At 60.2% G+C, this 13,468-nt stretch carries 9 protein-coding genes and 1 tRNA gene; 7 read left to right on the top strand and 3 right to left on the bottom strand.

Annotation, left to right across the window (positions count from 1 at the left end):
- The first annotated feature begins 49 nt into the window (after positions 1–49).
- A complete protein-coding gene (locus IF690_RS27095) occupies positions 50–1,279 on the top strand; it encodes a multifunctional CCA addition/repair protein (RefSeq protein WP_202698123.1) in 1,230 nt (409 codons plus the stop codon).
- Positions 1,280–1,361: 82 nt separating this feature from the next.
- On the opposite strand, the gene folK is transcribed toward IF690_RS27095, so the two are convergent.
- Together folK and folB are read right to left on the bottom strand one after the other, a co-directional pair.
- Positions 1,362–1,880, bottom strand: coding sequence for a 2-amino-4-hydroxy-6-hydroxymethyldihydropteridine diphosphokinase (gene folK / locus IF690_RS27100; RefSeq protein WP_202698124.1), 519 nt, complete (start codon positions 1,878–1,880; stop codon positions 1,362–1,364).
- Entirely contained in the window at positions 1,871–2,224 is a 354-nt protein-coding gene (folB, locus tag IF690_RS27105; protein WP_023969137.1) for a dihydroneopterin aldolase, read from the bottom strand. Before folB ends, folK begins: the two co-directional genes overlap by 10 nt.
- Before the next feature lie 74 nt (positions 2,225–2,298).
- On the opposite strand from folB, the gene plsY reads away from it, so the two are divergent.
- On the top strand, positions 2,299–2,868 hold the full coding sequence (gene plsY, locus IF690_RS27110; RefSeq protein ID WP_202698125.1) for a glycerol-3-phosphate 1-O-acyltransferase PlsY: 570 nt from the start codon (positions 2,299–2,301) through the stop codon (positions 2,866–2,868).
- A 41-nt stretch (positions 2,869–2,909) separates the two neighbouring features.
- Here plsY and tsaD read toward each other — a convergent pair whose 3' ends face one another.
- Positions 2,910–3,935 carry a tRNA (adenosine(37)-N6)-threonylcarbamoyltransferase complex transferase subunit TsaD gene (tsaD, locus tag IF690_RS27115; RefSeq protein ID WP_202698126.1) on the bottom strand — a complete coding sequence of 342 codons (1,026 nt, stop codon included), beginning with the start codon at positions 3,933–3,935 and terminating at the stop codon, positions 2,910–2,912.
- Between the two features lie 200 nt (positions 3,936–4,135).
- On the opposite strand from tsaD, the gene rpsU reads away from it, so the two are divergent.
- The 5 genes from rpsU to IF690_RS27140 all read left to right on the top strand — a co-directional run bounded on the left by rpsU (position 4,136) and on the right by IF690_RS27140 (position 12,658).
- Complete coding sequence (gene rpsU, locus IF690_RS27120) at positions 4,136–4,351, top strand: 30S ribosomal protein S21 (protein WP_002551877.1); 216 nt, start codon at positions 4,136–4,138, stop codon at positions 4,349–4,351.
- A 469-nt stretch (positions 4,352–4,820) separates the two neighbouring features.
- Positions 4,821–6,785: a DNA primase gene (dnaG, locus tag IF690_RS27125; protein ID WP_202698127.1), complete on the top strand. Its 1,965-nt coding sequence runs from the start codon at positions 4,821–4,823 to the stop codon at positions 6,783–6,785.
- A 67-nt stretch (positions 6,786–6,852) separates the two neighbouring features.
- On the top strand, positions 6,853–8,700 hold the full coding sequence (rpoD, locus tag IF690_RS27130; RefSeq protein WP_007926106.1) for an RNA polymerase sigma factor RpoD: 1,848 nt from the start codon (positions 6,853–6,855) through the stop codon (positions 8,698–8,700).
- Between the two features lie 122 nt (positions 8,701–8,822).
- Complete coding sequence (locus IF690_RS27135) at positions 8,823–12,566, top strand: bifunctional diguanylate cyclase/phosphodiesterase (protein WP_202698128.1); 3,744 nt, start codon at positions 8,823–8,825, stop codon at positions 12,564–12,566.
- Between the two features lie 15 nt (positions 12,567–12,581).
- Positions 12,582–12,658, top strand: a tRNA-Ile gene (locus tag IF690_RS27140).
- Positions 12,659–13,468: the final 810 nt, after the last annotated feature.

Consider the following 13,468-nt stretch of genomic DNA (forward strand, 5'->3'; position numbering starts at 1 on the left):
TCCGAAAGCTCGGCGCAAGGGTTATTCTGTCGGGCTAACGGAGGTTTTTATGCAGATTTACAAGGTCGGCGGTGCGGTACGCGATCGCCTGCTGGGCAAACCGGTAACCGACATCGATTGGGTGGTAGTCGGCGCCACGGCCGAAGAAATGCTCGCCAAGGGTTTTCGCCCGGTGGGTTCGGACTTTCCGGTCTTTCTTCACCCCAAGAGCGGCGAGGAATACGCCCTGGCCCGCACCGAACGCAAGAGCGGTCGTGGCTATGGCGGCTTTACCTTTCACGCCAGCCCCGAGGTCACTCTCGAAGAAGACCTGATCCGCCGCGACCTGACGATCAATGCCATGGCCGAAGACGACCACGGTGTTCTGACGGATCCGTATCACGGCCAGCAGGATCTGGAAAACCGCCTGCTGCGCCACGTTTCCCCAGCATTCGCCGAAGATCCCCTGCGCATCCTGCGCGTTGCCCGCTTTGCGGCTCGCTACGCCGGGCTCGGTTTCCGGGTAGCGCCTGACACCCTCGAACTGATGCGCCAACTCAGCGAATCAGGCGAGCTGGAAGCCCTGACGCCGGAACGCAGCTGGAAGGAAATCTCCCGCGCACTGATGGAAGATCACCCTCAGGTGTTCATCCAGGTACTGCGCGACTGTGGGGCGCTCAAGGTCCTGATACCTGAAGTGGAGGCACTGTTCGGCGTTCCGCAACCCGCCGCCCATCACCCGGAGATCGACAGCGGCGTGCATACGCTGAGCGTTCTCGAGCAGGCGGCACTGCACAAGCAGCCATTGAGCGTACGCTGGGCGAGCCTGTTACATGACCTGGGCAAGGGCCTGACACCGCAAAGTGAATGGCCACAACACATCGCGCACGAGCACAAGGGCCTGAAGCTGATCAAGCAGGTCAATGAGCGCTTCAAGGCGCCACGCGACTGCCAGGAACTGGCGCTGTTGGTGGGCCAATACCACACCCACGGCCATCGCGCCCTCGAACTGAAACCTTCGACATTGGCAGAGCTGCTGCAAAGCTTTGACGTGTACCGTCGACCACAGCGTTTCGAGGAGTTTATCGCCGCCTGTGAAATGGATGCCCGCGGCCGTCTCGGCCTGGAGGAACGCGCCTATCCCCAGGCGGACTATCTGCGCGGCGCGGCCACGGCGGCGCGAACGGTCGCGGTACAACCGCTGCTGGAGCAGGGATTCAAAGGGCCGGAGCTGGGGGAGGCGCTGAAACGGGAACGACTGAAGGCGCTGAAGGCCTACAAAGAGCAGTACTCGCAGTAAGAAACATCACGAGCAAGCGCCTCCATAGAAGCCAGCTTGCTCGCCTGCCGATCGCAGTCAGCCAGAACTGCGCCAACCAGAGCTATCCCAGCTCCGGCGGCGTCAGTTGCCTGCCCCGCCACTCAAAAGCTACGGGCGCCAGCACCTGGTCGATCCGGGCTTCGCGCCAGAGGGTGGCGAAGTCCTGCCCCGCCAGCGGATGAACCCGCTCCGGCGCCATCAACGACAAGGGCCAAAGCACAAAGGCGTTCTTCAGAATCTCTGCGCGCGGCAGGATCAAACCGTCGAAATTGCCCACCAGATCGCCGTACAGCAACACATCGATATCCAGCGGCAAGCCTTTGCGGTCCGGGGCATAACGACCGTTGTCCGCCTCGATGAACTTCAACCGACGGTCCAGTTCCATCAGCGGCAGATCGGTCAAGCCCGAAACCACCAGATTGAAGAACGGCCCGCTCTTGATCCCCACCGGCTGGCTTTCAAACACCGCCGAGCAGCGCATATCCAGCAGGAAGCTCGCCAGGGCTTCGAGCCCGGCCAGCAGATGGGTTTCGCGCTCGATATTGCTGCCGAGCCCAAGAAATACCTGAGTTAGCGACATCCGCGCTCGATCTCCACGCCAACCCCTTTGGCGGCCGCGACAGCACCGGGTTTGGTCAGCTTGAGGTGCAACCAGGGAATATGGAATTCATTCATGAGGACTTCAGCCAGACGCTCGGCAAACGTCTCCACCAGCTGGAACTGCGCCTGTTCGGCAAATGCCTGGATCCGCGAAGACACGCTGGCATAGTCGAGCGCCAGGGTCAGGTCGTCACCGGCCGCGGCCGGGCGGTTGTCCCAGGCGAAGCTCAGGTCAAGGCGCAGGCATTGCCGGATGCCTCGCTCCCAATCGTAGGCACCGATCACCGTGTCGACTTCCAGGCCCTCGATAAACACTCTGTCCAAGCACTCTTCTCCGCAGCACGACAAGGGCGCAATGCGCCGTTAGAATCAGGGCGTCCTCGCCCGGAATAGTTAGCATGTTTTGGTTACTGGCGATCTTCGCCTACCTGCTCGGCTCGCTGTCCTTCGCCATTTTGCTCAGCCGCCTGACCGGCACACCCGATCCGCGAATGAGTGGCTCGGGCAATGCCGGCGCCACCAACATGCTGCGCCTGGCCGGCAAGAAACTTGCCGTACTGACCCTGCTCGGCGACCTGCTCAAAGGGCTGCTGCCCGTGCTGATCGCCAGTCTCGCAGGCCTTTCGCTCCAACAACAGGCCTGGATCGGGCTCTACGCCGTACTGGGCCATCTGTTCCCGGTGTATTTCCGCTTTCGCGGTGGCAAAGGTGTCGCCACCGCCGCCGGGATGCTGCTGGGGCTTTACCCGCCAGCGGCGCTCCTGGCCATTGCCGCCTGGCTCCTGATCTTCTACCTGACCCGCACCAGCTCGCTGGCAGCCCTGATCGCCACGCCCCTGACCTTGCCATTGCTGGCGTGGCAGGCACCGGCGGCGCTGCTGCCGATGAGCGTGCTCACACTGCTCATCGTCTGGCGCCACCGCGGCAATCTACGCGACCTGTTTGCCGGGCGCGAACGGCATTTCTGAATCTTGAAGATGAACCGGGCTCAGGTCGGATAGATACCGACTCACAACGGCAACAACTGCTCCATCGGCCAACGCGCCTGCACACTGATCGCCAGGCTCTCCTGCTGACCTGCCTGCAAGCGCTGGCAACCGGCAAACGCGATCATCGCGCCGTTGTCGGTGCAGAACTCAGGACGGGCGTAAAACACATTTCCCTTCATCTCGCCGAGCATTTTCTCCAGCGACGCACGCAAAGCCTTGTTGGCACTCACGCCGCCAGCAATAACAAGACGCTTGAGCCCTGCCTGCTTCAAGGCTCGCTTGCATTTGATGGTCAGAGTTTCCACCACCGCCTGCTGGAAGGCGAGCGAGATGTCGCAACGGGTTTGTTCGCCGTCGTCCCCAGCGCCGACGCATTGTTGCCAGGTGTTCAGGGCAAAGGTTTTCAAGCCGCTGAAACTGAAATCCAGCCCCGGACGATCGGTCATCGGCCGCGGGAAGATAAAGCGCCCGGCCACGCCGTGTGTGGCCAGACGAGCGATTTCCGGACCGCCCGGATAATTCAGGCCGATCATCTTCGCTGTCTTGTCGAAGGCTTCACCGGCGGCATCATCCAGGGTTTCGCCCATCAGTTCGTATTGGCCAATGCCATCGACCCGCACCAGCTGCGTGTGACCACCGGAAACCAGCAAAGCGACGAACGGAAACTCCGGCGGTTGTTCTTCCAGCATCGGGGCCAGCAGGTGGCCTTCCATATGGTGCACACCCAGCGCCGGAATATCCCAGGCGAAGGCCAGCGCCTGCGCACAGGAGGCACCCACCAGAAGGGCTCCAACCAGGCCGGGACCAGCGGTATAGGCAATGGCATCGATTTCGGTCGGCACACAGTCCGCCTCGGCCAGAACCTGACGGATCAGGGGCAGCATGCGCTTGACGTGATCGCGAGAAGCCAGCTCCGGCACCACGCCACCATAGGCCCGATGCAGGTCGATCTGACTGAACAGCGCGTCAGCCAACAGGCCACGTTCGCTGTCATAAAGCGCGACGCCGGTTTCGTCGCAGGAAGTTTCTAATCCCAGTACTAGCATGGGTTGGCGCCTTGTAGAGGCTAAATTCGAAGGCGCGCATAATAGTCGCCACTCCCTCAGCCGACCAGCGGTTTTCGATCAGAGGCTTTGCATTCCGAGCGATGAGGGGTTAACATCCGCAACCCTTAAAAACCGACGACCTCAGCCGCGATTTTTGCGACGAGAACGTTGACCCCGGTAATGAATGAAGGTAGCTCTGGATGCCAGCCGTCAAAGTTAAAGAGAACGAACCCTTCGACGTAGCTCTGCGTCGTTTCAAGCGCTCCTGCGAAAAAGCCGGTGTTCTGGCTGAAGTTCGTAGCCGCGAATTTTACGAGAAGCCGACTTCCGAGCGTAAGCGCAAAGCAGCTGCTGCTGTTAAGCGTCACGCCAAGAAAGTTCAGCGCGAACAGCGCCGCGCCGTACGTCTGTACTAATACACAGACGTTCGCTGCAAGCTTCTGCCAAGCCCGGCCCTCAGCCGGGCTAATGGCATTTGCGGACAACGCTTGATGCTTCACCGTCAACGCCGCCCATGCGACCGCGACAATCCGCTTCACCACGTCAGACCTGGCTTCCTGCCAGCGGTGCACGTCTCTTCTGACGAGCCTTCCAAGGCTACTGACGAGCACACTTTTATTCTGATTCCTCAACAGACTCAGCCCAAGGCGCCCTTCTCCAGCGTCCGCTTATGAGCCATCCGAGACCTGTCGGACTCAGAGCAATATCTTCAAATAGTCGAAGACTGATTGAAACTAACGTCAGTGGACTTTCGGCAGATACACTTCCCGATAGCGATCAAGCCGACGACAGATGGTCGAACGCACAGCCGTTGCGTCTCGAACAGCCCACTTTCGAAGCCTTCGCATTGGTCCAATTCTTTCGCGCAGTGATGACGAGAACGCCATGGCCGGGCTGATTCCCCAGAGCTTTATTGACGACCTTCTGAACCGCACCGACATCGTCGATGTCGTCAGCTCGCGCCTGCAGATGAAAAAGGCCGGTAAGAACTACACCGCCTGCTGTCCGTTCCACAAGGAAAAGACGCCTTCCTTCAGCGTCAGCCCCGACAAGCAGTTCTACTACTGCTTCGGCTGTGGCGCAGGCGGGAACGCCCTCGGCTTCATCATGGACCACGACAACCTGGACTTCCCCCAGGCGGTCGAGGAACTGGCCAAAGCCGCCGGCATGGAAGTCCCACGGGAGGAAAGCGGCCGCTCGCACAAACCCCGCCAGCCGACCGATTCGCCGCTCTACCCGCTGCTGACCGCCGCCGCCGATTACTATCGCCAGGCCCTGAAAAGCCATCCAGCCCGCAAGGCAGCAGTCGATTACCTCAAGGGCCGCGGCCTGACCGGCGAAATCGCTCGCGATTTCGGCCTCGGCTTTGCGCCACCCGGCTGGGACAATCTGTTCAAGCACCTGAGCAGCGACACCCTGCAACAGAAAGCCATGATCGACGCCGGCCTGCTGATCGAAAATGCCGAAACCGGCAAACGCTACGATCGCTTCCGCGACCGAGTGATGTTTCCGATCCGCGACAGTCGCGGCCGGATCATCGCCTTTGGTGGCCGGGTACTGGGCGACGACAAGCCGAAATACCTGAACTCGCCAGAAACCCCGGTGTTTCACAAGGGCCAGGAGCTTTACGGCCTGTTCGAGGCTCGCAAGAACAACCGCAACCTCGACGAAATCATCGTCGTCGAAGGCTATATGGACGTGATTGCCCTCGCCCAACAAGGCCTGCGTAACGCCGTTGCGACCCTGGGCACCGCCACCAGCGAAGAACACCTCAAGCGCCTGTTCCGCATCGTGCCGAGCGTCCTGTTCTGCTTCGACGGCGATCAGGCTGGACGCAAGGCCGCCTGGCGCGCGCTGGAGGCGACCCTGTCCAGCCTGCAGGACGGTCGCCGGGCACGTTTTCTGTTTCTTCCCGAAGGGGAAGACCCGGATACCCTGATCCGCTCCGAGGGCACCGACGCCTTTCGCGCACGCATCAATCAACACGCTCAACCGCTGGCCGATTATTTCTTCCAGCAACTGACCGACGAAGCGGATCCACGCTCGCTCGAGGGCAAGGCCCACCTGGCCACCCTGGCTGCACCACTGATCGACAAGGTCCCCGGAGCCAATCTGCGGACCCTGATGCGCCAGCGCCTCAGTGAAATTACCGGGCTCAACAACGAGGCCGTCAGCCAGTTGGTGCATAGCGCGCCACAAGAGGCGCCTCCGGTGTACGACGCCGGCATCGATTACGACGGTATACCGGACTACGCCGACTACCACGAGCCTCAAGAGACCTATGTGCCGCAGCAGGAATGGACGCCGAAGAAAAGCGGCGCGGGCGGCAAGAAGTGGGAGAACAAGCCCTGGGACAAAAAGGGCAAGCGTAATGGCGATCGGGATCAACCACGTGCCCCGCGCGTTCCGGCCGCCGTCGAACCCCCAACACTGTCAGCCCTTCGAACATTGCTGCATCACCCGCAACTGGCCGAGAAAGTTGAAGACGCCGGGCATTTCGCCGCCGACGACAACACCAACACCCAGTTGCTGGTCGCCCTGATCGAAGCTGTTCAGAAAAATCCTAAGCTACGCTCTATTCATCAACTGATGGCGCGCTGGCACGGCACCGAACAGGGCCGCCTGATCAAGGCGCTGGCAGAAAAGGAGTGGTTGATTGAGGGCGACAACCTTGAACAACAGTTTTTCGACACCATTAAAAGCTTGTCCGCTCGTCAACGTGAGCGTGTTTTGGAACAACTTCTCAGGAAATCGCGTCAAAGCGAATTGAGTGGCGAAGAAAAAATTCAGCTACTTGAGCTTTTAAAACGCAATGTTCCCGCATCAAACCCGACCTCAACTGGCGCGTGAGGTCATAGCTCGGGTATAATCCTCGGCTTGTTTTTTGCCCGCCAAGACCTTCAGTGGATAGGGTGTTATGTCCGGAAAAGCGCAACAGCAGTCTCGCCTCAAAGAGTTGATCAGCCGTGGTCGTGAGCAGGGTTACCTGACTTACGCGGAGGTCAACGACCACCTGCCGGAGGATATTTCAGATCCGGAACAGGTGGAAGACATCATCCGCATGATCAACGACATGGGGATCAACGTATTCGAGAGTGCTCCGGATGCGGATGCCCTTTTGTTGGCCGAAGCCGATACCGACGAAGCAGCAGCTGAAGAAGCCGCCGCAGCGTTGGCGGCTGTGGAAACCGACATTGGTCGCACTACCGACCCAGTGCGTATGTACATGCGCGAAATGGGTACGGTAGAGCTGCTCACACGTGAAGGCGAAATCGAAATCGCCAAGCGTATCGAAGAGGGCATCCGTGAAGTGATGGGCGCGATCGCGCACTTCCCTGGCACGGTTGAGCACATCCTCTCCGAATACACTCGCGTCACCACCGAAGGTGGTCGCCTGTCCGACGTCCTGAGCGGTTACATCGACCCGGACGACGGTATCGCACCGCCTGCCGCCGAAGTACCACCGCCTGTCGATGCCAAGGCCGCGAAAGCGGACGACGACACCGACGACGATGACGCCGAAGCCAGTGACGACGAAGAAGAAGCCGAAAGCGGTCCGGATCCAGTCATCGCAGCCCAGCGCTTTGGCGCCGTTGCCGACCAGATGGAAATCACCCGCAAGGCGCTGAAGAAGCACGGTCGCGAACACAAGCAGGCCCTGGCCGAAATGCTGGCCCTGGCTGAACTGTTCATGCCGATCAAACTGGTTCCGAAGCAATTCGAAGGCCTGGTTGAACGTGTTCGTAGCGCCCTGGATCGCCTGCGTCAGCAAGAGCGCGCGATCATGCAGCTCTGCGTTCGTGACGCCCGCATGCCACGCGCTGACTTCCTGCGCCAGTTCCCTGGCAATGAAGTGGACGAAAGCTGGTCCGACGCGCTGGCCAAAGGCAAGGCCAAGTACGCCGAAGCCATCGGCCGCCTGCAACCGGACATCATCCGTTGCCAGCAGAAGCTGACCGCGCTCGAGACCGAGACCGGCCTGACGATCGCCGAGATCAAGGACATCAACCGTCGCATGTCGATCGGCGAGGCCAAGGCCCGTCGCGCGAAGAAAGAGATGGTCGAAGCCAACCTGCGTCTGGTGATCTCCATCGCCAAGAAGTACACCAACCGTGGCCTGCAGTTCCTCGACCTGATCCAGGAAGGCAACATCGGTCTGATGAAAGCGGTAGACAAGTTCGAATACCGTCGCGGCTACAAGTTCTCGACTTATGCCACCTGGTGGATCCGTCAGGCGATCACTCGCTCGATCGCCGACCAGGCCCGCACCATCCGTATTCCGGTGCACATGATCGAGACGATCAACAAGCTCAACCGTATTTCCCGGCAGATGTTGCAGGAAATGGGTCGTGAACCGACTCCGGAAGAGCTGGGCGAACGCATGGAAATGCCTGAGGACAAGATCCGCAAGGTATTGAAGATCGCTAAAGAGCCGATCTCCATGGAAACCCCGATCGGTGATGACGAAGACTCCCATCTGGGTGACTTCATCGAAGACTCGACCATGCAGTCGCCAATCGATGTCGCCACCGTCGAGAGCCTTAAAGAAGCGACTCGCGAAGTACTCTCCGGCCTCACTGCCCGTGAAGCCAAGGTACTGCGCATGCGCTTCGGCATCGATATGAATACCGACCACACCCTCGAGGAAGTCGGTAAGCAGTTCGACGTTACCCGTGAGCGGATTCGCCAGATCGAAGCCAAGGCGCTGCGCAAGCTGCGCCACCCGACGCGAAGCGAGCACCTGCGCTCCTTCCTCGACGAGTAATACCAAGACCCCCAGCCCTGCTGGGGGTTTTGTTTTGTGCAGTTAAAAACTCTCCGCGCCTCACTTCCTGCGGATTGCCCGTCTACACTCGAAACATTCCCCCGTGCCATAACGAGACCGTTATGCCCAGACTGCCGACCGTGCTGATGCTGTCGCTGCTCGCCTGGACCGCAACGGCTGGTGCGCTGACGCTCACCGATGAAGAACGAAGCTGGCTTTCCGCCCATCCGGAGTTGCGCCTGGGCGTCGATGCATCATGGCCACCCTTCGAATATCGCGATGAGGAGGGGCGCTACCAGGGCCTTGCGGCGGACTATATCCACCTGATCCAGGATCGCCTGGCGATCACGCTCAAGCCGATAGAACCCGCCAGTTGGAGCGAAGTGCTCGAATCCGCAAAAAAGGGCAAGCTGGACCTGCTTCCGGGCATCATGTCGACCCCGGAACGGCAAAACTACCTGGCCTTCACCCGCCCGTACCTCGATTTCCCCATTGTGATCCTGGCCCATAAAGGCGGTGCGCAACCTCGCAAGCTCCCGGACCTGTATGGCCTGAAGATCGCCGTGGTGGAGAATTACGCACCACACGAACTGCTGCGCACCCATCATCCCGACCTGAACCTGGTCGCCCTGCCCAACGTGAGTTCGGCCTTGCAGGCGCTGGCCCTCAATCAGGTCGATGCCGTGGTCGGCGACCTGGCTTCCAGTGTCTGGAGCCTGCGGCAACTGAAGCTGGATGGGCTCTACGTCAGCGGCGAGACGCCCTACCGCTACCAACTGGCCATGGGCGTCCCCCGCGATAGCAAGATACTGGTAAGCATTCTCGACAAGGTATTGGCTGACATCAGCCCGGCGGAGGTCAGCGAGATCCAGCAACGCTGGGTAGGCAATGTGCTCGACCACCGCTCGTTCTGGTCGGACCTGCTGTTCTATGGCCTGCCAGGGCTGCTCCTGCTGTTTGCCGTACTGGCGGCGGTGATCCGCATCAATCGCCGGCTGAGCTCCGAGATCGCACGGCGCGTGGCGCTGGAACAGGAGCTGCGCAGCAGCGAATACCATTACCGCGGCCTGGTCGAAAGCCTTTCGGCGATCGCCTGGGAAGCGCGCATCAGCGACTTCACCTACAGCTACGTGTCGCCCCATGCCGAGCAACTGCTGGGCTATCCCCTTTCGCACTGGCTGATTCCCGGGTTCTGGAGAAACATCATCCACCCCGCCGACCTGACGCGCGCCCAGCACTTCTGCGACCACGAAGTCCTGGCCGGGCGCGATCACAGCCTGGATTACCGGGTAATCACCGCCGACGGCCGCTGCCTGTGGGTTCGCGACATCGTCAGCCTGATCGAGCACGGGCATGAACCGATCATGCGCGGCCTGATGATCGACATCAGCGAAACCAAACGCACCGAAGAGGCCCTGCAGCTCTCGGAACAGAAATTCGCCTCGGTTTTCCAGCAATGTCCGGACATCCTGGTCATCGCCCGCCTGTCGGATGGCTGCCTGCTGGAGGTCAACGAGGCGTTCGAGGAACAGATCGGCCTGAGTGCCGAGCAGGTCATCGGGCAGACCGCCACCGAGCTGAACATCTGGGGCATCCAGGGCGTCGGGCCCGGGCTTCTGCAACGCTTGCAGGCCGGCAGTATCCGTAACCTGGAGATGCCCTTCCGGCGCAGCAACGGCCAGTTGTTCACGGGGCTGATCTCCGCCGAACCCTTCGACCTCGACACCACGCCCGCCCTGGTCGTGGTGGTTCGCGACATTACTCAGTTGAAGGAAACCCAGCAGCAGTTGCAAACCTCCGAAGAGAAGTTCGCCAAGGCGTTTCACGCCTCGCCCGACGGCCTGCTGCTAAGCCGCCAGCGCGACGGCTTGCTGATAGAGGTCAACGAAGGTTTCAGTCGTATCACCGGCTTCAACAGCGCCATGTCCGTCGACCGCTCCACGCTGGAGCTGGGCATCTGGGTCAACCTCAACGAACGCCGGCAGATGCTCGACCTGTTACAACGGGATGGCTTCGTGCGCGATTTCAGCTGCCATATTCGCCGCAATGACGGTCAGATCCGCCTCTGCGAGCTCTCCAGCCGGCCGCTGCCAATCGGCGACGAGGACTGCATGCTGACCATCGCCCGCGACATTACCGAGCGCCACCTGATGCAGGAGAAGCTACAGCAGGCCGCTACCGTGTTCGAGAGCACCGCCGAAGGCGTACTGATCACCGATACCCAGCAGCACATCAGCGCGGTCAACCGGGCATTCACCGAAATCACCGGCTACAGCGAAACCGAAGCCCTGGGCCACACCCCGCGCCTGCTGGCTTCCGGCCTGCATGACAGCGCCTTCTACGCCGCCATGTGGCACCAACTGACCGCCGAAGGCCATTGGCAGGGGGAAATCTGCAATCGACGCAAAAATGGCGAGTTGTACCCCAGTTGGCTGACCATCAGCGCCGTGCGCAACAAAGACCGGTTCATCACCCACTTTGTCGCGGTATTCGCCGATATCTCCAGCCTCAAGCACGCCCAGGCCAAGCTCGATTACCAGGCGCACCATGATCCGCTGACCGGCCTGCCGAACCGCACCCTGTTCGAAAGCCGCCTGCTGACCGCCCTCAACAACCAGCAGGAGAACGGTGGCCAGGGCGCCGTGCTGTTTCTCGATCTGGACCGCTTCAAGCACATCAACGACAGCCTCGGCCACCCGGTCGGCGACCTGCTGCTCAAGGGCATTGCCGTACGCCTGAAAGAGCAACTGCGGGATATCGACACCGTAGCCCGCCTGGGCGGAGACGAGTTCATCATCCTGCTACCCGGGCTGCAGCAACCCAGCGATGCCGATCACATCGCCAACAAGCTGCTGAACTGCTTCACCGCGCCGTTCCAGGCCGGCGAGCATGAGTTTTTCATCAGCGCCAGCATCGGTACCAGCCTCTACCCCAAGGATGGCTGCGACGTGGCCACGCTGGTCAAGAATGCCGACGCCGCCATGTACCGCTCCAAGGCCAAGGGTCGCAACCGGGTCGAAAGCTACACCCGCGACCTGACCGCCCAGGCCAGCGAGCGCGTGGCCCTGGAACACGAACTGCGGCGCGCCATCGAACGCAACGAGCTGTATCTCTACTACCAACCCAAGATCAGGCTGGGCGACCAGGAGCTGGTAGGCGCCGAAGCCCTGATTCGCTGGCATCATCCGACCTTTGGCGATGTCCCGCCCGAGCACTTCATCCCCCTGGCCGAAGAAAACGGCATGATCCTGCAAATCGGCGACTGGGTGCTGGAACACGCCTGCCAGCAGTTGCGTAAGTGGAACGAGAGCTACGAGAGCTTCGGCCCGCTCTCGGTCAACCTCGCCGGCGCCCAATTGCGCCAACCGAACCTGCTGGGGCGGATCGAGCAACTGCTGAAAGACAACCGCCTCAAACCCGGCTTCCTGCAACTGGAAATTACCGAGAACTTCATCATGAGCCAGGCCGAGGAAGCCCTGGCGGTCCTGCACCAGCTCAAGCGCCTGGGCGTTCAACTGGCGATCGACGATTTCGGGACCGGCTACTCGTCCCTGAGCTACCTCAAGCGCCTGCCGTTGGATTTCCTGAAGATCGATCAATCTTTCGTCCGCGGCCTGCCGGATGACCCCCACGATGTGGCAATCGTGCGGGCCATCATCGCCCTGGGCCGCAGCATGCAATTCACTGTGATCGCCGAAGGCGTGGAAACCCATGACCAGCAGGTATTTCTCGGGAACGAAGGCTGCGAGCAGATCCAGGGCTACATCATTAGCCTGCCGCTGAGCGCCGACGAATTCGCCGCGGCCTTTCTGCGCCTTCCCGTTTCGGATTTTTCGGATAGCACAGCCGAGAAACCGTCGCTATAATCCGCGGCCTACTGAGGGCCTATAGCTCAGTCGGTTAGAGCAGAGGACTCATAATCCTTTGGTCCACGGTTCGAGTCCGTGTGGGCCCACCAACTTGAAAGCCGCGCATTGCGCGGCTTTCGCGTTTTTGGCTGGTCCATCACAGATACAGTCCTATGGTCCAAAGGTACAAATTAGGTACAGTGCGGCTTTTCCAACATTCCTCAAACAATGCATCAAGATCAGCATCATTGCTGCTTTCTGCATGACAGTAGATTCCTATACAGCAACGGTCGTATCGGCGATTCACGGATTAGAAAGCGGCCTACCCCTCTCGAAGAACGTCAAAGACTCGCTGCAAGACGTACCCATGAAGTACGGCAGAAAGCGACAGAATCCAAGATCCGAGCAGCCTGCCGCGAACTTCACCAGCAAGCTAAGCCTTTAGCTATTGCCGCCCTGGCAGCCCTCTCAGGCTTGAGCAGACAGACAGTAGCCGCCTACCGGCACGTCATTAACGAGACACGCGCAAACGTCGTAGTCGCTTTGCAGCCGCGCCCAAAACAGTCGTCCGATTCGACATCTTCTCCCGTTGTAAAGGCGAGCCAGGTCATCAAGCCCCTGGGGGGGTAAATATGGTGCCAATCAGATACCTGCTGGTGGGGGTTCGACCCCGAAGGGGGAGATACCATCCACCCTGCTGGTCTTTGATCATGTCTTGATTGATCCAGGTGATAGCCCATAGGAGCCGAGTGTCGCAGGGGTTTCTTTCCATGCTTCGGAGAGAATCACAACACGCCGTGAAGCTCACTTCACACAGGAGATACATCACAAAACGGACGAACGGGGCCGTCTAGCCTGGATATCTCGTGCTCATGGACAACACTTGGTTTTCGTTTATCGAACCCGACACCCCAGAACAG

It is taken from the genome of Pseudomonas sp. SK3(2021) (assembly GCF_016772375.1).
In the GTDB taxonomy this organism is placed as follows: domain Bacteria; phylum Pseudomonadota; class Gammaproteobacteria; order Pseudomonadales; family Pseudomonadaceae; genus Aquipseudomonas; species Aquipseudomonas chlororaphis_I.